This is a genomic window from Leptospira fluminis (genome assembly GCF_004771275.1).
GTDB classification, from domain to species: Bacteria; Spirochaetota; Leptospiria; order Leptospirales; family Leptospiraceae; genus Leptospira_B; species Leptospira_B fluminis.
The window spans coordinates 158,374-182,228 of record NZ_RQEV01000009.1 but is presented as its reverse complement, the minus strand read 5'-3'; the positions used below and the strand labels follow the sequence as shown (position 1 = coordinate 182,228).

The 23,855-nt window shown below is 46.8% G+C and carries 8 protein-coding genes and 1 pseudogene; 6 read left to right on the top strand and 3 right to left on the bottom strand.

Annotation, left to right across the window (positions count from 1 at the left end; translation table 11 throughout):
• Position 1 precedes the first annotated feature (1 nt).
• On the top strand, positions 2 to 1,105 hold the full coding sequence (locus tag EHO61_RS08835) for a trypsin-like peptidase domain-containing protein (protein ID WP_135813255.1): 1,104 nt from the start codon (positions 2 to 4) through the stop codon (positions 1,103 to 1,105).
• A gap of 77 nt (positions 1,106 to 1,182) precedes the next feature.
• Here EHO61_RS08835 and EHO61_RS08830 read toward each other — a convergent pair.
• From EHO61_RS08830 to EHO61_RS08825, 3 genes and pseudogenes are all read right to left on the bottom strand, one after another.
• Positions 1,183 to 1,700 (bottom strand): annotated as a pseudogene (locus EHO61_RS08830) (integrase core domain-containing protein); the annotation flags it as partial.
• A complete protein-coding gene (locus EHO61_RS17430; RefSeq protein ID WP_425460342.1) occupies positions 1,651 to 1,809 on the bottom strand; it encodes a hypothetical protein in 159 nt (52 codons plus the stop codon). The pseudogene EHO61_RS08830 and the gene EHO61_RS17430, both read right to left, overlap by 50 nt.
• Before the next feature lie 554 nt (positions 1,810 to 2,363).
• Positions 2,364 to 3,152, bottom strand: a complete 789-nt coding sequence (locus EHO61_RS08825) for an AraC family transcriptional regulator (RefSeq protein ID WP_135813254.1) — start codon at positions 3,150 to 3,152, stop codon at positions 2,364 to 2,366.
• Positions 3,153 to 3,491: 339 nt separating this feature from the next.
• Here EHO61_RS08825 and EHO61_RS08820 point away from each other — a divergent pair, with 339 nt between their 5' ends.
• The 5 genes from EHO61_RS08820 (at position 3,492) to EHO61_RS08800 (ending at position 23,834) form a co-directional block, all read left to right on the top strand.
• The gene (locus EHO61_RS08820; protein ID WP_135813253.1) at positions 3,492 to 4,340 is read left to right on the top strand and encodes a 3-hydroxyacyl-CoA dehydrogenase NAD-binding domain-containing protein; all 849 of its coding nucleotides are present in this window, start codon (positions 3,492 to 3,494) and stop codon (positions 4,338 to 4,340) included.
• Between the two features lie 30 nt (positions 4,341 to 4,370).
• The gene (locus tag EHO61_RS08815) at positions 4,371 to 5,516 is read left to right on the top strand and encodes an acyl-CoA dehydrogenase family protein (protein WP_135813252.1); all 1,146 of its coding nucleotides are present in this window, start codon (positions 4,371 to 4,373) and stop codon (positions 5,514 to 5,516) included.
• 67 nt (positions 5,517 to 5,583) lie between these two features.
• Positions 5,584 to 15,567 carry a type I polyketide synthase gene (locus EHO61_RS08810; RefSeq protein WP_135813251.1) on the top strand — a complete coding sequence of 3,328 codons (9,984 nt, stop codon included), beginning with the start codon at positions 5,584 to 5,586 and terminating at the stop codon, positions 15,565 to 15,567.
• A 10-nt stretch (positions 15,568 to 15,577) separates the two neighbouring features.
• Positions 15,578 to 21,532, top strand: coding sequence for a carboxyl transferase domain-containing protein (locus tag EHO61_RS08805; protein ID WP_135813250.1), 5,955 nt, complete (start codon positions 15,578 to 15,580; stop codon positions 21,530 to 21,532).
• A gap of 220 nt (positions 21,533 to 21,752) precedes the next feature.
• Positions 21,753 to 23,834, top strand: a complete 2,082-nt coding sequence (locus tag EHO61_RS08800) for an AMP-dependent synthetase/ligase (RefSeq protein WP_135813249.1) — start codon at positions 21,753 to 21,755, stop codon at positions 23,832 to 23,834.
• Positions 23,835 to 23,855 lie beyond the last annotated feature (21 nt).

Below are 23,855 nucleotides of genomic sequence, written 5' to 3'. Positions count from 1 at the left end.
TATGGGTGATGAAGAAAGACTTCTCCCTTTTTTGAAAGAGGCAAAGAGGATATTAGATGATAGAAAGGACGAAATTATTTCCGTTGGTTTGGGCATTGGAACCGTTAGCACCGAGAAAAAAGAAGGATATGATGGAACAGGATTGGGAATCCTTCTTATCGTATCGGACTTGGCAGAGATAGATGATTTTCCGGAAAAGATCACGACTCAAATCGGGAAAAAAATGAAGTCTGCTCCGACGATCCTATGGCAGATGGCTCACCCCGGGACAATGATCCGAGGTAATGTACAGCCGGATCCGATTCGTAAACAGAAACAGGATCCCTTGGTTGGAGGAATTAGCATTAGCGGAGGCATCGGTCCTTGGCACAAGAGACAAAACCCTTCCGCCGGAACCCTCGGCATGGTAGTAAAACAAGGCGCTAAAAAGGTACTTTTAACAAATGCACATGTCGTACGCAAATGGGATCGAAGTGAAACTTTGAATAACAGAGTGTTCCAGCCTGGCTTGCTGGATGGTCTAGGACATAGAGAGTCGCTTTGGATAGGTAGGCAAACTAAAAAATATGAAGGAAAATATAATGAAGATGCATATATCGATGCGGCGATTGTCTCTCTTCGGGAAGACGACGGAAATGTGAGAGGAGCGGATTTAAAGACCCTGGTCCGTAACGAACCAGTAGTGGCCGCCGGGACGGCTAAGACAAAATTGCTTTCTTCGGTTAAAAAATCAGGTCGTACTACAGGAATCACGAATGGAATTGTAAGATGTATGAGATTGGAGTGGATCTCAAATAGCCGAGACGATCATAATAAGGCGGGAATTGTAATCACTCCTAAAAAACCGAACCAAATCTTTGCAGAGCATGGAGATAGCGGCTCAGTAGTACTTTCCAAGAAAGGGACTCCCGTTGGTTTATTATGGCGGGGAGAATATTTCAAACAACCCCGTTCTAAAAATCCGGATGATCTATGGCAAATGGTATTTGCGTCCCCTATAGATCTAGTATGCGATGCTTTAAATATTCGATTCCCTATGTCGGAAGATTTTGAGAGCGATGATACGAAGTACGTTCGTATCGTACGACATCGGGAGAAGTTATGATTCTTTTACGTGTACAGTGATAGTATTCGCCTGACATTTCTTCAGAAAGAAATTTCCTAATTTTCTAAAATTGGTTCGTCGTTTTCCTCGGTTTTGATTCCTTCGATAAAGACCTGAAATGGAGTTCTTCCATTCATATTTCTTCCTTGGTGTGCCCTCTTGTAGTTGTATTCTTCGAAGAAAATCTCCAGATCAATTTGCATTTCTTCAATCGATTCATAAAATTTGGTTCTTCCTGCAATTCTGAAATGTTCGTCGAGTAAGGTTCTATGAAGACGTTCCACATAGCCGTTACTCTGAGGTCTTCGAACCTTCGTGGTTCTGCGCTCGATATCTTCTAATTGTAGAAAAAGTTCGAACGGATGTTGGTCTTCTCTTCCGCAATACTCACGACCATTATCGGTCAAGACAGTCTGAACTTTAACATTGTGCTCCTCGAAGAAGGGGAGAACGTCGTTGTTAAGAGTTTGAACAGCCGTGACAGGGATTTTAGTGTTAAAGAGTCGCCCCCATGCGAATCGGCTTGTATGTGCCTTTCTCTGTATTCAGGATCGAATTTTTCGAGTAGCCGGATCTGGTTTTCGCTGAGGGGAATATCCCATAATCTTGCAGGCTTTGCTTACATTTTCTAATTCATTTGCAAGCTCTAGTAAATTTAGCTTTCTTCTAGTGGCTTTTGCTGTTGCATTGGTGTAGGTGGTCATCGGTTTCTCCTGAGTTTAAATAATTTGTCGTAAAATCATTTTCTCTTTCGGAAGAAACTGGGGCCACCGGTTTTTCGATGACTGTCAGGTAAATACTATCTCAGCATATAACTAGGCTACTTGCGTGAGTGAAATTACGAACTTTTTGAAAGATTCCGAATACGAGAAATACAATAACCTAAAGTAATCCGATGGATCCTCCATTCACAACCCCGCGAAGGATCGAACCGGGGTCAAGTTATTGGCGGTAATGGTAAATTCGGCTAATATAAAAGAAGCACAATAACTTGACCGAAGGTGAGAGCCTGACCCGAGACTAGAAACATAAAGGTATCGTAATAGACGAAATAGCGAGGGACGCGGCCAAAGAAAATGGCGCCTCTGCGGGCTTCCTAATTATCAGCACAGTAACGATGGGCTCGAACATCCCGATGACAGGATTCGTGAGCTGGACGCCGCACCAAAACAAAGACATCTTACTGGGAGAGGATGTACAAGCGGGGGGCCGGGGAGGCGGAGTTGTTCGGAAAAGGGAAGGGGGGCTTGCATACTATTTATTTAATGGATCGAATTCTTGTGCGTTTTGACGAGCGAAATACGACGGAAGGTCTATGGCCGTAAGTGGCTCGAAACGTCCTGCTAAAATGTGCGGAGTCGGAAAATCCGGCTATATGCGCGGCCTCCGTAAGATTCACGGATTTAGGCATGTTTCTTGCCGCCGCTTTTAATCTTAAATTCAGTATGTATTTTCGGACGGAAATAAATAACGTTTCCTTAAATAAATGTCTGAACCGGTCCTCCGATAGGTTCACCAATTTTGCAAGTTTTTCGAGTTTGATTTCCTGAGGGTGCGGTATCAGCGCAAGGGAATGCAGGTGGTTTACGACCGTCATCACCCGGGGATCCAAAGAGCGTCCTTCTTTGTACGGAAAAATGGAACCGAAGACCGTCTCCACTATATATCTCAGTATTTCGTAAACTTCTTCGTCGGTCGTCTCCTCGAGCATGGCCTTTTTTGCGAGTTCCTCCAGGTTGGGGATTTTTCCGGAATCGAAAGTCTGAATGCCACCCTTCATCATTCCTTCGATTCGTCTGAAAAGTTCCGAATCCGGATCGATGTATAAATTCATCACGTGAGTTTGCTTTGCCATCTCTCGATAAACTCGATTCGGAGGGAGGAAGACTCCCGTGAATTCTATCGAGGTCCCGTCGGAGAGGTATAGAAAGGCCGGTCGATCTACGGAAATCAGAATGGAGGCTGCGTAGAGACTGTGCAAAGCGGTGGTTTCCTCCCATGCGGCATAGAGAACATGCGAATCCCATATATAGAGGGAATTTTTCATTACGGAACCCCGTTGCATAAAAATAAAATCAGAACCACAATTTCAGCCTTTAAGCTTATCTGAAAGCGAAAGAAGTGAAGCGGAATAAATATTTACGATAGCCGAATTGTTCAAAATAAAACAACCGGCTTAAGCCGCTTCATTCAAGCAATATCCGAGCGCGATTCGTATACTAAAATCGAAGATCAGAAAGCGAAAGAAATTTCGGTAAAGGATCATCGGTATCGTTAAGTGACTCGCTCAGTTTTCTCCGCGTCTTTTTCGTCTTCGAAAGCCTTTTCGAGGCTTAGAATACAGGCGCGGGATTTTTTTGCTAAGCGAAAAACGGAGAGAAGAACCATGAAAAACATAGGAGTGATAGGGGCCGGACAAATGGGATCCGGTATATCGCAGGTTTTGGGCCAAGCTGAGTATCGTGTTAAGTTATATGACATCAGCGAACATCAATTGGATAAATCCATTGTTACAATCGGACGAAATTTGTCTAAATTGTTCCAAAAGGGAAGCCTTCCCGAAGCCAAGATAAGGTCGACTCTTTCGAATATAAGAAAAGCCTCGAGCTTATCCGATTTTGAGGATTGTGATTTCGTCATAGAAGCCGTAAGCGAAGACGAGAGAGTTAAGATAAATATATTCGAAAAACTTGATTCTTTGGTAAAAAACGGAGCGATTCTCGCTTCCAATACTTCCTCAATTTCGATTACCAGGATAGCTTCCGCAACCAATCGCCCGGCAAGCGTGATAGGACTTCATTTCATGAACCCTGTTCCATTGATGAAGTTGGTAGAAATCATACGCGGTCATAATACCTCCGACTTGACCTTTCAAAAGGCAAAGGAATTGGTCGGACATTTGGGAAAGGAATCCTGCGTATCGGAGGATTACCCCGCCTTTATCGTGAATCGGGTCCTGATCCCCATGATAAACGAAGCCATCTTTGCGGTTTATGAGGGCGTAGGGAAACCGGAGGAAATCGACAAAGGAATGAAGTTGGGGACCAACCAACCTATGGGCCCCATCACTCTCGCAGATTTCATCGGTTTGGACACCTGTCTTGCCGTTATGAACGTCTTGTTCAGCGGATTTAAGGAACCCAAATATCGACCTTGTCCTCTGCTCGTCAAGATGGTCGAAGCCGGGCATCTGGGCAGAAAAACCGGACGCGGTTTTTACCGCTATGAGACCTAAAAAAAAGGCGCAGATCGAGGGAGTTTAGAAATGGATTTTTTATTAAACGAAGAGCAGCTCATCTTGCAGGACAGTGTTCGTCAGTTCGTAAACGAAAGGGTTAAACCGATCGCTTCGACCATAGATGCGGAACATAAAATTCCGGACGAACTGATCCGTCAAATGGCCGATATGGGTTTTTTAGGAAGTTATCTTCCCGAAAAATACCAGGGAGCAGGATTGGACATTCTCTCCTATGTCATCATTATCGAGGAAATCTCTAAAGCGTGCGCGTCCACAGGAGTGCTCATTTCGGGTCATACTTCTCTGGCTTGTGATCCCATCTACAGATTCGGAACCGATCGGCAAAAGGAGAAATGGCTGCCGCATCTCGCAACGGGTAGGAAGATCGGATGCTTTTTGTTAACCGAACCGGATGCCGGAAGCGACGCGGCCAATCTAAGCACCACATATAAGAGAGACGGGGAATATTTCATAATCAACGGTAGCAAGAATTTCATCACGAACGGAGCGTTTCTCGGGACCGGAATCGTCTTTGCGAGTTCCGATCGTAATCTGAGGCACAAGGGAATTTCCGCCTTCATCGTTGATTTGGAAAGTCCGGGCGTCGTGATTCTCAAAAACGAAAGTAAGATGGGGATCCGCGGGAGTTATACTACCGCATTCGCGTTAGACGAAGTGCGAGTTCCCGTGGAGAACCTTTTGGGTGAAGAACACCAAGGTTTTAAAATAAGTATGGAAACCTTAAACGGAGGAAGAATCGGAATCGCTGCCCAAGCTTTGGGAATCGGAGAAGGTGCTTTTGAAAGATCTCTTCAATACGCGAAGGAAAGGAAGCAATTCGGAAAACCGATAGGAGATCTTCAAGCGATTCAATTCAAGTTAGCCGACATGCACACCCGTTTGGAACAAAGCAAGATGCTTACGTATCGCGCCGCCTGGGCAAAAGATCATCTCCCTAACTACGCGATGGAATCCGCCATGTGTAAGGTTTCGGCTTCGGAAGCGGCTACGTTCGTAACGAAGGAAGCGCTCCAAATTCACGGAGGTTACGGTTTTATCACCGATTACGAAGTGGAACGTATGTTTCGCGACGCTAAAATCACCGAAATCTACGAAGGAACCAGCGAAATACAGCGTATCGTGATTTCTAAGATGCTCCTTCAATCGAAATAAAGGCATAATGGTTTTATAAAATGATCAATATAATATTAAATATATTTGGTATGAACAGAGGGACGAAATGAAGACTGCGAATATGGAAGATTTACAAGAAAAGAATGAAAAAGGGAATAACGGATCGATAACTTTCATTAATCGGGAAAGTAGCGAAGACTTTTTTACCTCCATTTTATTCGCGGGTCAAGGAAGTAACCCGATCCCGGAATTACTCTCCCTATACGAAACTGAGGGAGAAAATTCGGAATTCTTTTCCTCTTTATTTTCCGTCGTTGAACGTTGCATGAATCAGGTCGATTCTGAAAAATATTCCTTTTTGTATCCTAACGGCTTTTCCTTACGGGAGTGGTTTAGAAATCCGGAAGGAATCCCGAAAGAGATTCTTCTGCGTTCCTCGGTGTACAGCGTGCCTCTGGTATTCGCCGCTCAGGCTGGTAATTTATTCCGCTTTTTAAGAAACGAAGAGGATTGGTGGGAACTTCGAAAACGTGCAAACGGAGTCTACGGCCATTCCCAAGGGATTTTTGCCGGCTTGTTATTTTCCTCCTCTAATGACAAGGCTTCCTTTCTCCGTCATTTCGAAACCATTTTTGCGGCTATGTTCTTTTTAATCTACAGGGCACAAATCCTGTATCCTGATATGCCGTTGGATCCGGAAACGATGCGTCGGTTCGGAAAAAAAGGAGAAAATGCATCTTCCATGGCCCAGATGCGTTTTCCGGAATCGAACGGACCGATCGAGGATATTCTGAAAAAGTATAACTCTTCCTCGAAGTCTGAAATTATATGCCTTTGTCTACTGAATAATTCCAGCGATAAGGTTTTCGGAGGATCTCCGGAGGCGTTGCTGAAATTCCGAGACTATCTGTCCCGATCCGGATTCGAAGGTTTGAAAACTTGGAATTTCGTCAATGCGTCCATGCCTTTTCATTCCTTCTTTCTAAGAGAAGTAGTAGAGATCGTTCAGTCCGATTTTCATCGAATCGGATTTTTCCCGAAAACGGAAGATCTTGCCGTTCCGTTATACGACACGAGAGACGGATCCGATATTCGTTTATCCCGTAAAAATCTCGCCTATGAATTCGCTTCGATGGTCGCGAGAGATATGCTGGATTGGAATCGGACCCTTTCATCCATGGTTTCGAGTGAGGGAAAACATCTAGTCCTTTCTTTCGGTCCGGGCGAATTCGTAGAGAAACTTACCGTTCCCTTCCTAAAAGGACGCTCTGTGTTGGCGAAAAACCTGAGCCAAGAAGAGGGGTTTCGCGCGTATACGAGATCCCTGGATTTGACGTTTCCGGACGCGTGGTCAGACTACGCAGTACGATTCGCTAAACTTTCCTCAGGACAGGATTTTCCTCTCAACCGTTATTCCAGATGGACCGGGCGTCCTCCCGTATTCGGAGGTGGAATGACTCCTTCGACAGTGGAGCCTGAGATCGTCGTCGCCGCGGCGAAGGAAGGCTATATCGTGGAATGGGCCGGGGGAGGCCAGGTTACTGAGGATTTATTTCGTGCGAGATTGAAAAGGATACAAGACGGCATCCCTTCCGGAACCGGGATCGTGATCAATCTGCTTTATCTTGACTCTTATCTCTGGAATCTTCACGTTCCGTTGGTCAAGAAATGTAAATCGGAAGGATTCCCCATAGAAGGAGTGACCGTCTCCGCAGGAATTCCCGATACGGAAGAAGCGGTTAAATTATTAAACGAATTGGCTTCGCTCGGAATTTGGCTGAATTCCTTCAAGCCTGGCACCGTAGAACAGATACAAAAGGTGCTGAAGATCGCCGATAAGGTTCCGCATCTCACTCTAATGATACAGATCGAAGGAGGTGCGGCCGGAGGACATCACAGTTGGGAGGAATTGGAGGATTTAGTCCAGAGCACATACGCTTCCATTCGAAAAAGATCAAACGTAATTTTAGCGGTGGGAGGCGGCATCGGTTCTCCTGAGGACGCAGCTCTTTGGTTATCCGGAGATTGGGATCCTAAAGTTAAAAAGCCGGTGGACGCCGTTTTCCTAGGTACCAGGCTGATGTCCGCATCGGAATGTATGACGTCCCAACCGATCAAGGAAGAGCTGGTTAGATTGTCCGGCTCCAAGGATTGGAAGAAAACCAAAGACGCAAAGGACGCCGGTGGAGTGATTTCCGGTAAATCGGGATTAGGCGCGGATATTTATTACGCTTCGAACCTCTGGACGGAACTTTCGGAATTGGCCGAAAGACTAACCAAAGGCGTGGAACCGACGGAAGCTCGCGAGAACGTGAGAAAGAATCGGGAGAAGATATTCAATCTTTTGAATCAAACCGCTAAGCCTTATTTCGGCGATTTGGATTCGATGACCTATAATCGGGTGCTAAGAAGGTATGTCGAACTCGTATGTCCGGGGGAAAGGCTCCGTTCTCCCGAGGGGAATTGGCCGGATCATCCTTTCATAGATATAAGTTTCAGATCGCGTCTTCAGGAATTGGTATATCGTTTCGAAGGGCGACTGACGTCCGTGGAATCCGATGCCGTTTCCTTGCTTCAAAATCCGAAGAAACTGGACGATCCCGAAAAATTCATCGAAGAATGGAGTAAAAAATATCCGGCAGGTGAGGACACGTATCTCCTTCCGGAAGACCGGGAATTCTTCCTGGATGTTTGCAGGCGCCCCGGCAAGCCTGTCAATTTCATTCCGATACTTGACGAAGATCTGGTGCGTTGGATTCGTTCCGATTCGCTTTGGTATTCGCATTGTATCGGAATGCGTCCCGAAGCATGCGCCTGGATTCCGGGTCCTCGTGCATTGGTCGGAATTCAAAAAGCAAACGAGCCGGTCGCTCATATTCTGAAGAACTTCGTAGAAGGAACAAAACGGGGAGCGGAACGGATAGAAGCGGATTTTTGGAAAGATTTCTTACCTGCATTTAAAGCCGTAGACACGAATAAAATTCGGATCTTACAGGTCGAGGACCGTAAGGAAGTCCGAAGGGTCGCCGGAGATTTCTCGGATGGATCGGAATGGATCTCCTTCTTGAGCTCTCAAGGAACAGGCATACTTTCCGCGGCTCTATCCTATCCGCGTCTGGGCGGAAAGATATCCGATATTCCCGCGCTGTTTTCGTCCGAAGAATACGGACGCTTCTCTTGGAAAACGGACGAGTCCGGTAGGTTTACGGAAATATCCGCTTTTAGGATGGAAGAGGAAATTCCCTCGGTCCGATTGACTTCTCCGGAAGCGAACAATGCCGAACTGGTCCTTTTTTTCGATCATCCTTCCGCTCAGAAACGGATTCCTTTTCAAAGACGAATCTATTCCGAGGGTCGCCCGAGTTCCGTGATTCTGGAGGACTTGCATTTTCGCGCAGATTCGATTTCGGGTTTTTACGCGGAGGTATGGAGTCTGGATGGTACGTCGGATTTTAGACCTACATATCGACGTCCGAATCCGTCATCATTGATTTCGCATAACGAATTCACGTTGACGAATCAGGACATCGTCGGGTTCAGAACGGCCACGAACGATTATTTCCGTAAGGATTTGGCGGAGGGAGAATCTCTTACGGCTCCTTTATCGATGGGAGTCGTCTTCGGTTGGAAGAGTATGATCTCTTCCCTGTTTTCCTTTCCTAAAACGGATCTCTTTAAGCTGCTTCATCTATCCCAGAAATTCAAATGGTACCCTGAATTTTCCGGTCTGAAGGCAGGTGATACGGTTTTGTGTTCCTCTCGAATTTCGAAGGTGGATAAATTCGCGGATTCTTTGGTTATCTATGTTTCAGGAAATATCGGAGCCGGAGAGAAGCTTCTCGCAGAATTTGAAACCGGATTTCTAGTAAGAGGAAAAACGGGCGATCTTCTTCGTTTCGATTCCATTCCTATCGATCATCGCATTCTACTAAATTCGGAGGCGGAGGCAGATGCCTTCCGCACCATCTCCTGGATATCGAAGAGGCAGGGAGCGGATACGGTTCAGGCGGGGGACATCATCCATTTCCAATCCTCTCGCACCCTTTCCGTCGAAGGAACCTCTCGGAATAAATTCAAGACGGAAGGGAACATTTCTCGGACGGATTCCCGGGGAAACCGATCCGAGTACGGGGAGTTCAGACTTTTTGAGAAGTTCGATAAGAAACGGAAATCTAGCATAGAGCGGGTTTTCGAAACGTTTCAAAATTCAAGCTCGGAACAACCGTTAGCAAAAAAATATCGGATCGTTTCGGAAACGTTTACCGCTCCGAGTTCTATGGATTCCTATTCCGTCTTTTCCAAGGATGCGAATCCGATTCATACGGATCCCAAATTCGCGGGACTGGGAGGGTGGAACGGTCCGATCGTGCACGGTCTATGGACTTCCTCTCAGGTGGTGAACATTTTGATCCGATTCGCATGTGGAGGAGATCCTAGAAGATTGGTTTCCTTCGAGGAAGGGTTCGAATCACCCGTATATCCCGACGAAGAACTGAGACTGAACGCGTATCATGTAGCGCAACAGGAAGGAAATCTGGTTCTGGAGGTCTCCGTCGAAAACGAAAAAGGAGAGACGAAGCTTCGAGGAAAGGCATTCGTTTCTCCCGCTAAAACCGCTTACGCGTTTACCGGTCAAGGTTCCCAATCGCAAGGAATGGGAATGAAGCTTTTAGAGGAATTTCCGGAAGCTAGAGAGATTTGGACGCAAGCGGAGAGGACTGCGACAAAAGAATTAGGTTTTTCTTTGCTGGAAATCGTAAGAAACAATCCCACGTCGATTTATTGTGGCGGAAAAAATTGGGTGCATCCGAAAGGAGTGCTCCACTTGACGCAGTTCACTCAGGTGGCTCTCGTGGCAAAGTCTCTCGCAGACTGGGCGATTCTGAAAAAGAGAGGCTACTTGGTGCCGAATTCACCGTTTGCAGGACATTCGCTCGGTGAATTTTCGGCCTTGGCCGCAAGGGGGTTTATCCAGTCGGAGAACGTATTCAAAATCGTTTATAATCGCGGCTTTACGATGCAAAGGTTGGTTCCACGGGACCAGGAAGGAAAAAGCGACTACGCGATGAGTGTCGTTCTTGGAAACAGACATGTAGGTTTGGACCAGGAAAAAATCCTGCAACTCGTAGAGGATGCCAAGGAAAAAACGGGTCTCCATCTGGAGGTAGTGAATTATAATATTCGGGATAAGCAATATTCAGTCACCGGAAATATAAAAGCATTAGAACAGCTTGAGGCGGATTGCAAAAAATTCGCAAGGGGTAAAAAGACCACGATACGACTGGAGGGGATCGACGTTCCGTTCCATTCCAGGATTCTATTTTCGGGAGTTTCCGAGTTCAGGAGTACTCTGGAGAAGAATATCCCGAAGGATCTCCCCTTACACGATCTGGACGGTAAATATATACCGAATTTGGTGGCTCTTCCGTTCAGTTGCTCCGCGGATTTTCTGAAAAAAATCCACGAAACTTCGGGCAGCGAAAAGATCGCGGAACTCATGAAGCTAAACCGGAAAGATCTGGATTCGAACGAAATCCGAAGAACCATTCTGATCGAACTTTTGGCTTATCAATTCGCGATGCCCGTGCAGTGGATCCGAACCCAGGAGCTCCTATTCGGAGAGATGGGAGTGCGACGTTTTGTCGACGTGGGTGCGAGAGGAGACTTGGCGGGTATGGCCAGGCAGAGTTTAAAGGAAAAAGTCGATTCCTCCGATTTCCAAATTCTGCATTTAGAAGAGAATCGTAACGAGGTTTTCTTCGAAAAAGAGGACGCCCCGGAGGCGGAGTGGAGCAGGAAAGTCGACACCAAAGAAGTTGCATTAGAGGAAGTTTCTCCGAAAGAGATTCCTCAAAGAGTGTCCGAAGAGACGTCGGCTCAAACTATCCCTTCTTCCTTTGCGTCCGGCTCCTTAGAACCGGTTCATTTGCCTTTGGCAAAAAAAGACGCATTGTTCGCGTTGATCTCTTTGAAAGCCGGAATCCGAGCGGAAGAAATTTCCGAAACGGCCAGTCTGGACGAACTGTTCGGAGGAAATTCCTCTAAGCGGAATCAGGCGCTCGCGGATATCGGAGCCGAATTTCGAACGAATGCATTGGACGGAGCTCATGACAAACCTTTAAAGGATATGATCCAAGTTTTAAACGACAAAGCTATCTACGAGCAGCCCGGGCCTTACCTAAGAAGTTCTTTCGAAGATATGATCAAAAAGTTCTTTCCGCCGGACGTTGGTCGGAAGGAAATTTTCCGCCACCTGAAAGAGGAGAGGCTTTTGTCGGAAAGCGGAGTTTTTGCCGCAAGTTCGCATCTCCCTCTTTTGGCGAGAGAGGGGGATTCTCTTGGAAAAGGAAAACTAAGTCCGATCGGATTAAAGTCCAGGATTTCAGGATCGAAAGAAGCGTACAGATGGCTGGACCAAGCGTTGGATCTGTTTGCCGTCTGGAAAAATATTACGATCCCCAAAAAGGAACACTTTCTCGGCGTCGGAGGCGGTGGAATGAAAGTGGACGCCGCAGCTTTGGAAGCTCTAGAACGGAAATACTTCGGCCTGGAAGGAGCCTTTGCAAAATCTCTCAGAGAGCTTAAGAAGCGACTTTTGGATGAGGATCCGTATTCCGAATTCCTGTTGCAGGATCTAAATTCTTTGGAGAACGCTCGTTCTACCGTCACACTTTCCCCTGATCCGATTCCCCCGATCTTTTCGGAAAAGAAAATCGTATCCTTCCGGAATTCTCTGCAATGGGCCAAGAAAAGAATTCTAGTCCGCGCTGCCGAATTTTCAAACGGGGAGAACTCCGAATTTTCACCGGAAGACATTCTCTACTTCCGAAACGTCGTTAATTCGGAGTTGGAAGAAGTCTTGGATTTTTGGAGAGAAAAATTCGAATTTAGGATTCGGAATCCGAGGACGGTGGAGGAAGCGGATCGCAGCAGGATCGCGAGCAAAGAGTTCGGTCGTCTACTTTCTCGGATTTGCGGAAAGGAAAATAAGAATCCCATTTTCGTTTACCCTCGGCTCGTGCTTCGCCCGAACCTTCGAGAAACGGAATCCGGATCTTTTCTTTGCGAAGAAATCGAAGTGAAATCCGATCCATGGTCGGGGCCAGGCTCTCGTGTTTCCGTTCTGGAAACGAGCGCCGATTCGGGAAATACCTTTCGTGCCGATACGAAGGCTACGCAGGAATTCACCCGTGTATTGAACGAACTTTGTAGAATAGGCGTTTCCTTTGCAGGCAAGAAAGTGCTCGTTACCGGAGCCGGACCGGATTCCATCGCATTGGAAACCGTTAAGGCGTTTTTACTCGGGGGAGCCGAGGTCGTTTTGACCACGACTTCGTATTCTTCGGAAAGGGTTCAATTTTATAAGAGGATTTTTCAGCGCTTCGGGGTACGCGGCGCTTCGTTGGAAGTGGTTCCGTTCTCGCAAGGTTCGTTTTCGGACATTCGCTCCCTGTCCGAGCGGTTATCCGCAAAAAAATGGTATCCGGACTTTCTTCTTCCGTTTGCCGCGGTCGGAGAGGAAAACACGGCTTCCGCGTTAGACGATTCATCCTTACTTTCCCTTCGTGTCATGCTTGTCGGAGTGGAGAAATTGATCGGCGAACTGGGAAGATCCAGGATAGCATCGGACGTTTCCGAGGGAAAACTCAATGTGATTCTTCCTCTATCTCCGAACCATGGAATGTTCGGAAGAGACGGAATGTATTCGGAGACCAAAATCGGATTGGAAACTTTGTTCCGGAAAAGGTTCTCCGAAAGGGAAGAATGGGGGAGTTCAGTTCGCATATTAGGATCCGTTATTGGATGGGTTAGGGGAACAGGGCTTATGGAAGCGAACGATCTGCTCGCTCCGATACTAGAGGATAAAACAGGCATTCGGACTTTCTCGAAAATGGAGATGGGTTACTTACTGATCGGCTTAGCTGCCTGGAGCCAGAGAAACCAATCTCAGGAAGTGGTAAAAGCGGACTTTACCGGAGGTTTGAGAAACGTTACCGGATTGGGAGAAATACTCGCGGAGATTAGAGGGGAAGTCGTATCCAGGTCGAAAAGGAATTCGGAATTTCGATCCGTCCTCCGGAATCTAGAAGAGCCAAGACAAGAAAAACGAATCCGGAAATTACCTAGCCAGGGGCTCCGTCTCCCCGAGATTCCGGTAGATGCGGACTTGAAGGGATTCCTAAAAGAAGCGATTCCCGAACCGGAAAAAATGGTGTGTATCGTCGGATACGCCGAAATCGGTCCCGGTGGAAGTTCCATGACCCGTTGGGAATTGGAAAAGAACGGCAGTCTATCTCTCGAAGCTAGTCTCGAAATGGCATGGACGATGGGCTACGTTCGTTATCAGGCCGGGGAAAAAGGCCGCGTTTGGACGGACACGCAAACAGGAGAGGAAATTCCGGAATGGCAAGTGAAGGAAAGATACGAATCCGAAATCCTGAAACATTCCGGTATCCGAATCGTAGAGAAAAAAAGTTCCGGATTCGATCCTACGTCCATACCGGTATTCACGGATATCGTGCTGGAAGAAGATTTCTACATTCCCGTATCCGGTCCGGAGGAAGCGGAAGAGCTTAAAAAAGCGGAACCGGAAATCACCGAAATATACCATAACGCTCAGTCCGAGAAATGGTTTATTAAGCGAAGAAAAGGATCCGTGCTGAAAGTCAAGAAGGCGGCCGGAATCCAAAGACGTGTGGCCGGGCAGATTCCGGACGGTTGGGATCCGGAAAGATACGGGATTCCTAAGGATCTGGTCAGGCAGGTGGATCCGGTAACCGTCTTTAACCTCTACTGTACTTGCGAGGCCTATCTTCGTGCTGGATTGGATCCGTTCGAACTTTTCGAAAACGTTCACCCGAGCCAAGTGGGGACGAGTGTGGGTTCAGGAATGGGGGGAATGCAGAAACTGAAAAGATTGTTCTTGGATTATCGACTAGGAGAAGAAAGACAACACGACGCTTTACAAGAGGCACTGATCAATGTGAACGCCGCTTGGGCGGTCACTACATATGCCGGAATCTACGGAGTCATGCAGACGCCCGTCGCCGCTTGCGCGACCGGAGGAGTATCCCTGGAATTGGCCCGGGATTCCATTCTTTCCGGAAAAGCGAAATTCATGATCGCAGGAGCCTTCGACGATCTGGCTGAAGAGAGTATGATCGGTTTCGGAGATATGAATGCGACGGCGAACACGGACGATATGGCTGAAATCGGAATCGATCCCTCTCGCGTTTGCCGTCCTAACGACGTCCGACGAAACGGATTTTTGGAATCTCAGGGCGGCGGAGTCGTTCTGTTGGCAAGAGGGGATTTGGCTCTGGCAATGGGGTTACCCGTTTACGGAATTCTAGGATATGCGGCTTCCAGAACGGACGGAATCCAGACTTCCATTCCCGCGCCCGGGCTCGGGCTGCTTTCTTTGGCGGCCGAATCCAAAACCGAGATCTCCCCGTTGAGAAACGCGCTGGAAAATTTCGGTCTGGATGCGGACTCGATCGCGGTCGCTTATAAACACGACACTTCCACTAAGGCCAACGATAAAAACGAAAATAAGCTGTTGTGTACCATTATGGGAAAATTGGGAAGAACACCCGGAAACCTATTGCCTGTCGTTTCTCAAAAATCCCTAACGGGTCATCCTAAAGCCGGTGCCGCGATTTGGCAGATGATCGGACTTCTTCAGGCGATCGAAGAAGGAACCGTTTCCGGAAACAGAAACCTGGAAGACGTGGACTTCGATATGAATGCGTATTCGCAAATCTGTTTTACGGACGAATCCATCTCTTTCGGAAAGCACGATTGGAAGGCGGGAATCCTGACTACATTAGGATTCGGTCATATAGGTGCTCTGGCATTACTCTTACATCGCAACTTCTTTTGGGCAAAGCTTTCTCCCGATCAAAAAAGGGAGTACGTGCAAAAACTCGGAAAAAGAAACGCCTTCGCTCTTCGTAAATACAACGAAATCCGTTTGGACGTCGGCGCGAAACTTTACGAAAGAAAAACGCATTCTTTCGTAGAAACTGAACGGGAAGAGTCGGTTCTTTTAAACGCTGAATTCCGCCTACCGGAGTCCGCAAAGCGCTGAGGAGGAAGAGATGAAAAAGACGGCAATTCCAAAATACGAATCCGGAACGATCTCTCTCACGCAAGGAATTTCGGAGATAGAATCCTGTCGCGTGAAACTGAGGGAATTGAACGCGACTTTTCGCACGAAGGCGTTCAAATCACCGAAGAGACAGGGCAAACTTCAGAAAGTGTTGATTGCGAACAGAGGCGAGATCGCAAAACGTTTTTTTCTCGCACTGCATGAGGAGGGAATCCGTTCCGTTGCCGTGGTAGCGGACAAGGATAGGGGACAGTCCTGGTTCGAGTTCGCGGATGAAGTGGTCTATATAGGCGAGGCAAAGAATTATGCCAATATACCGGTGATCTGTGCTGCAGTGCTCGAAAGCGGAGCAAACGCTGTATATCCTGGGTACGGTTTCCTGTCCGAAAATTACGAATTCGTAGAAATGTTAAGGGAAGCGGAGAAGTTCTACGAACGGGAAATCATTTTCATGGGCCCGAAGGCTTCCGTTATGCGGAAAGTCGGAAACAAATTGGACGCTCGACATTTGGCCAGCCAAAACGGAGTCCCGCTCTTTCAGGGTTCCGGTTCCATACGAGGTATAGAAGAAGCGCTTATCGAAGCGGAACGAATCGGGTATCCAATCATCCTTAAACTCGACGCCGGAGGAGGCGGAAAGGGAATGCTCGTCGTTCGCAATCCGCAGGAACTGGCGCCTGCGATAGAGAGTGCCGTTCGGATCGGGAGAAGTTCCTACGGAAACGAGACCTTTTATTTGGAAAAATTCATTGAAAGGCCGGCGCATTTCGAAGTGCAGATTTTTAACGGAATCGCGGTGGGAATCCGCAAATGCGCGGTACAAAGGAGAAACCAAAAGATTATAGAAGAATCCGGAGAGCATTTTCTACCTCATTCGACCCAACTGCAGTTACTTTCCGGCGCCGAAAAAATAGCGGGACTTTCCGGATATTCTAACGATTGCGGAGCCGGCACGGTAGAGTTCCTTTTGGATCGCGAAACGGGCCAATTCGGATTTTTAGAAATGAATACCAGACTGCAGGTGGAATATGCGGTTACGGACCAATCCGTGGGGGTGGATTTGGTCAAATGGCAAATTTTCCTTTTCGACGATCGTGAAGATCAAATCCCGTACCATTCCGCCTTGCAGTCCAGATTTCGTGAGCGAGAACATTCGATCCAATGTCGAATTTACGCGGAGGATCCTTACCAAAATTATTCTCCTTCTCCCGGAAAAATCAAAGAGTTGGAGTTGCCTACGTTCAACGGAATACGCTGCGATTTCGGTTTCAAAAAAGGGGATAGTATACCGGGGGAATTCGACCCCATGGTGGGAAAGCTTCTCGCGTTCGGAAAAAATAGGTTCGAAGCCTTGCAACGCATGGAACGCGCTTTGAGTGAAATCTATATGAGCGGAATCACTTCCAATATCGAACAACTCCTTTCCGTGGTGCGACATCCGAAATTTCGCGAGGGGGATTACGACAACAGGTTGTTGGACGAGTTTCCCGAATTGGTTTCGGCAAAAACGGATCTATTGGAAGAATCCATAACTTACGCTTGCATAGGAGAAAGTCTTAGGGAAACCGGAAGATCCGTTTCGGAGATTTTTAGGGAACGGAATTTGACTCAACTCCTATATTCCGATAATGAAACAGAATCCCCCGCGCATTATAAAATTTTTATCAATGATTCCTATTATAACGTTTTTCTTTTACGGACAGGTATATCCGAATTCTGGATCGGGGGCGAGTGCCTTCCGCTCAGGCGTGTTAGGGTCAGTCGGTATTCCAGGGATGGGCTTCAATTATTGGCCGAATCCGGAGATAGAAATGTTTCCGTAAAGATCGACGCAAAGCCGAATTTTCAATTGATCCGTTTTTTCGATTCAAAAGGGGCAGTACGCTATTCCCGTCTGAAAATCACGTCGGAAAGCAAACAGGATTCCGGAGACGACGCAGGCGTTCTCAGATCTCCCTTCCAAGGAACGTTCGTAAAATTATGCGAGAACCCGGAAACCAAAAAGCCTTGGACATTAGGAGGTACGATCAGGAAGGGAGATTCTCTGATCGTTATTTCCGCCATGAAAATGGAGACATTACTCAAGGCACCGATCGACGGAGTCCTGTCTTACCTGATCGAAAAGGGGGATCTCAGTAGATTGATTCAAGGAAATACCGCTTCCGGTCAAATTTTAGGAAAGAGTTTTGCGGAAGGGGAAATTCTCGCGAAAGTAACGTTCAACTCATCCGAGTCGGTATCCGAACACTCCTCCCGACTGATTTTCTCCGAGAGCGCGCAACAGCAGAACCTGGATACCGAAACCCCCTCTTCTTTAGCTAGATTGGAAAAATGGGGCGATGTTCCTGCGGACGGTATCGAGGATCGCGAAGCGGATTTGATGAAAAGACCTTACTCCGCGGTCCAGAGGAAGGAGGTCCGGCTTTTGTTACGGTCCTGGCTGTTGGGCTTCTGCTCCGGATCCATAACAAAAAGTAAAATCTCCGCTCTTCTAAAAGGACTTGAAAAGGAAGAGATACTCAAAAATCGGAAAGAAAGAAGCGAGTGGGAAGATATTGTCAAATTGTTCTTCCGATATATCGTTTTGACGAAGCGGTTATTCTTGTCCGATTTCCTTCCTGGTCGTTCCCATTTTAGCGAATTACAAAGAGCGTTGATTCATTGGGATCGTGAGGGATTTAAGCCCGCAAAGGATACCGCAAAACTTCTTTCCAGGTTGTTTGCCTTTTATGGAGCGAAGCCTTGGACGCAATTCCGTCGGATGCAAGACCAAGGCATCGCCTTCGGTTACATACTCTCCTCTTATAGGAATCAGTTAGCTCAACCGGATTTCTATGCAGAGATCCTTTTAGCGTTGGAACCTTTCCTACCTTCGGCCAAGGCTTTCGACGTTTACCTGCACGAGTTGCTTGCGTTGGAGGAAAGAGATAGGGATCCAAGGCTTGAAAAAATACTAAAAAGAATTCTGAACAAAAGAAAATCCAATTCGTTTAACATTCCTGAGGGGGTGCGGACTCTTGCTAAGCGACACCAATCCAAATACAAGATTTTTACCCGGGAGCCGATGGATTTGGTTTCGGAACAAGATTTCGATCGTGGGAAACTCTTCGAATTCCGATCCGATCTATTTTTAGCCTCCGAAAACGTTTCGGAGAAATTTACGGCTCTACTCTCCGAAAAACTGGATTATTGGAAAGGCAGGGGACAAATTCGCCGTTTGGAATTTCCCTCCGAGAGATATTTTTTGTACGTAACGGAGTCGAAGGAAAAAACCGAGCTTTTACTCGTCGCGCGACTGGATTCCGATCCTTCGGAAAGTACCGGAGTCGATTCGGAAGGGAAATCCTTTAACGAGAATCTGGAAAACGAGTGCATCGCCGCGGTATCTTTATTAACCGCCGCCAACCGTTATCATTTGGCGTCTTCTATACGTTTGGAGCTCGTGACCGAAAAAGGGAAAACTCCCTTTCAGGGCAATCCTTCTCCGGTAAGAGATCGAGAGTATGAGATCCTACGAAACAGCGCCGCTTCCATTATGGAGTTCTTCCTTCATGCGGATTATTCCGGACTGACTCTGGAAATATTAGGCGCACCCGAAAAATCCAAGATTTATTCCTTCTTTTTTAGGGACGGAAAGCTTAGGATGGATATATTAGGAAAAGAAGATATAAGGTTTCCTTATTCGCAGGAAGTCGAACCTAAAAATTCCAAAATGTATGAAAAAGGGAAATGGCCTCTGGAAAGATGGGCGGAAGAAACGTTCGATCCAGACACTTTCCGCGAGATCTCCATTCCGGGACTTGATTTCCCGGAATACGAAGAAACTACGACGATTCCGATCGGTGCAAAGATTTTCGTAGGAAAAATTTCGGGACAGGAAGCGGTTTTCTTTTTCAAAGATTCGAGAGTCGCAGGAGGAGCGACGGGGGATAAGGAAGGAAGAAAATACTTCGCGGCAGCCTGCATTTCCTACCGGATGGATCTTCCCCTTTACGTTTGGAACGACGGAGCAGGAGCTAATATCAAAGAGGGAATGGTTTCTTTAAACCGCGCTGCAGAAGGGTTTTTCGTGAACTCTCTTCTGACGGGACGGGTGCCGGCCAGGGAATTTATGGCCGCTATAGAATCCCACAACGATCCTGCCATTCCAGAATTGTTTTCCGTAATACACAAATTGAAGGATCTGAACCTCAGACCTTATCTTCCGGAGGATCGACCGTCGAGATGTTTGATCGTCGCGGTAGGCGTAGGGTCTTCCACAGGATTGGACGTGTACGGTTCTTCCCAAGCATCCATTCAAGTCCTGTTAGACGAAGAGCAGTCCTATCGAGTTTTGACGGGCGCAGCGGTAATCGAGTCCGTAACCGGGGAACGGTTTACCAATTACGAGATCGGCGGAGCTAAGATCATGGGGCGAGGGACGGGAACAGTGGACTTCATAGCGAACGATAAAGTCCACTTGATTTCGATTCTTTGCAGGATTCAAAAGATCCTTTTCGGAGATCCGGCATATCGATATGAGGAAATCGGGTCTCTTTCCGAACGAAAATCTGCGACTGACCAAGAGATGCGGAATCGGGACGTCATATCGGAAGCTGTGCTTGGATCCGCATCGGACGAAGGCGATTTTTTATCGATCAAAGATAACTATTCCGGCGGAGAAGCATTAGTCTCCGGGCTCTTGAGATTGAAGGGAGTTCCGGTCTTGGGTTTAGGGCCGAGGTCCGAGTTCGGGTTTCATTCCTATGCTTCATTAATAAAAGCTAAAGAGTCTTTGAGGATTGCACGTAAATCCGGAACAGGAGTATTATTGATTTACGGTAGGACTTGGTTCAGCAACTCTTATCTGGAAGACGGGGAATCGTTCCGGATCGGCAGAGACATATTGAATCTTTTGTCCGCCAATCGGGAACCCGTTCTTCATATCGTTAAAGATTCTAAAAGTCTAAAGTTGTCCGAAAATACGATTTCGGGAGACGTCTGGATTCTAGTAGAAGAAAACCGGAAGGAAAAACGGGAATTATCGGCCGGATCCTTATTTAAGACCCCGACTTTTCTGGTGGAAGACGAACGAAAAGCTTTCTCAGTAGCTGGCGAAGTCTTTTCGTTGCTTCGTTATAGAAATCGAATGCAAGAAGATACGGTCCGGGGTGTGCCGAGTTTACCGAAGGATCTCAGTCAGGCTTACGATATGCGTTCTTCCGTAATCGAAGCCGCTCTGGATGCGGGTACGTTTTTGGAATTCTTTCAGGCCGATCCGGGATCGAGTTTGATTACGGGGCTCGGAAGGATCGCCGGAAAAACGGTAGGAATTATCGCAGACCAACCGAAAGACGGCGGAGCTCCAGATGCTTCCGGAACGGAAAAATTCCGGATCTTTATGGAGTTTTTATCCAAATTCGATATTCCTCTGGTGATGCTTTCAGATGCGCCGGGCTTTGTGCCTGGGCTGAAACAGGAAAGACTCCGGATCCAACAGATCGGAGGAGAATCCTTGGATATCAATGTTCTTTCCAGGAATCCGGTCGTGTCCGTAGTTTTACGACAGAATTACGGAGGAAGGCAAATTCACGCATTCAGCGGATTCTTAAGACCCGGAATTTCGTACTGTTCCATGAAAGAGAGTACGCTGGCGGTAATGGGAGCATTTTCGGCGTTCGACCTTTTTCATGGAGGAAAGGTGGCGCGCCTGGAAGAAGAGGGAAAGAAAGAAGAGGTGGAAACGCTCCGTACGGAGTTTCTAGAATCCTTTCGAAATAAGGCCAAAGCTTCTCATGATGCTTTTGCGACAGGAGTGATCGATCATTTATTCGACGAGATCTCGGAGTTAAGAGGCGCGATTTTAGAAGGACTTTTGCAGGCGGAACAGAGGTGTAGAGATTGGAATGCACGAAGGTTTTCCTACGCCTCCAAGGAAGAGATCTTTCCTTCGCCTAAAGAATGAGAAGGAATATCGGCTTAATCCGGAATTTGTTATTATAAAATATTTGTTGTATTATAATATGAAAAACTTCCGGAACGTTTTAGCCGAATCTTTCAAAGAAATCCGACGGATTCAGCCGTAGCGTTCAAGTCGCAGAATCGGATCGCTGCTATACTGCGTGATGCAGTGAAAAGGAGACTTTTCAAAGCGAAAAAGTTCGAGGCGAAAGGAAGAACGAAATATGAGAACGCTGGCCGATTTATTTAAGGGTTCCGCCGAAAAATTCGGGGACAAAACCGCTTTTCGTTATCGAGATCACCAGAAGAGAATTTGCGAGCTTTCCTATTCGGAGTTGTATTCTTCCGCACTCTCTTTGGCAGAATCGTTACTCCATTTAGGTTTAAAGCCAAAAGAACATGTGGCCATCCTTTCCGATAATCGGGTCGAGTGGATTTTAGCGGATGCGTCCATTTTACTTTCCGGATGTGTCGACGTTCCGCGGGGTTCCGATATCACCGATGCCGAGATCGTTTATATTCTGAATCATAGCGAAAGTAGGATCGTATTCGTCGAAAATTTGAAACTACTGAACCGAATTTTGCGAAATAAATCCCTGCTGGAGTCTGAGTCCGTCTTTATATTGCTCCAAAGTCCTATAGACGAGGAAACGGGAGCATATCATATCTACGATCTTATCGAAAAAGGTCGCCTCTTGCGACAAAACGGATCCCGAAAAGCGGAAAGCAGAATTAGTGAAATCGGATCGGATGATCTTTTTACGATCATATACACCTCTGGTACTACCGGAAAACCGAAAGGCGTACAACTGACTCATTCCAATATGATTCATCAAATAAGTGCGGTTGTTCCGCTGCTCCAGTTGGAAAAAGAGGACAGAGCGGTTACAATATTACCGATATGGCATATATTCGAAAGGTTTCTGGAATATTGCTGCATCAGCGCGGGAGCATCCACGTTTTATTCTAATCTTCCGGAACTTAAGCAAAATCTGTTGGAATTTAAACCTACGATATTCGGTTCCGCTCCGCGGGTTTGGGAAATGCTCGCAAACGGAATCCTCGCCAAGATCAACGACTCCACAAGAACGAGCGCCCTGACAAGAGCGATCTTCCATTTGTCCTGTTTCTATACGAGAAACGTCAGAAAAGCGACGGCTTTTTTGACCGGAAACGAGCTGGATCTGAGCGGTAGAAAGACTATATCGACCTTTTTCAGGCGAATCGGTATGGGGGCCGTCTATCTTCTTCTCGGACCGTTTTATATGTCCTCCCTTTTTTTCGCTTTGGGGATCTGGTTCGGAATCCATTCGTATTCTTACGAATTTCAGCATATGTTCTTTCTACTCGGTGCGATTTTTTCAGTACTGAACAGCTTTACTTTGGATCGATGGATTTTGTCGAAGTACAGAATGATGCTTACAGGAGGAGAACTTAGGGTTCCGATTTCAGGAGGCGGCGCCCTACCGATCCGAGTGGACGTATTTTTGGACTCGATCGGTATTAGGATTTTAGAAGGTTACGGAATGACGGAAACTTCGCCGACGATTTCCATTCGCAGATTCCGTCAAATGGTATTGGGTACGGTCGGGCACATTCTACCGAAGACAAGGTTACAGGTACGATCGGAAACGAACGAAGTGTTATCCGAAATAGACGATTCGGGAAGATTCGTGCAGGGCAAACCGGGAAGAAAAGGAATCATTTTTGTTCAAGGACCGCAGGTTATGAAAGGATATTTCAAGAACGAAGCGGAAACGGAGGCGGCCCTTAAGGGAGGTTGGATGAATACGGGGGATTTAGGGATCATCGGTTTCAATAACACGCTTACACTTGCGGGAAGAGCCAAAGAGACCATCGTATTGCGCGGAGGCGAAAACGTCGAACCGGTACCGATAGAAGCCTGCCTTCAATCTTCGGAATTCATCAGTCAATGCATGGTGATCGGCCAAGATCAGAAAAATTTGGGCGCCATTATCGTTCCGGATTTCGAAGTCTTACGAAAGTGGGCAAAGGATCGTAATATCAGATATTCCTCAATTGAGGATTTGTTGAAAAATCGGAAAGTGATAGAACTCTTCCGAACCGAAATCAAATCCTTAAATAATTCCAAATCCGGATTCAAATCTTTCGAACAAATCTCTCCTTTTTTGCTGGTTGAAAAAACGTTCGAAGTCGGGGACGAACTGACGAATCTGCAAAAACTAAGGAGGTCCGTAATTTTAGAAAAATATCGCGAAAAGATCCAAAGTCTGTATAAAGTAGAGGAATTCAACAGAGCTTTTAGCGGTCGGTCTCTCGAATGATAAGCCGCTAAGATCTATCAT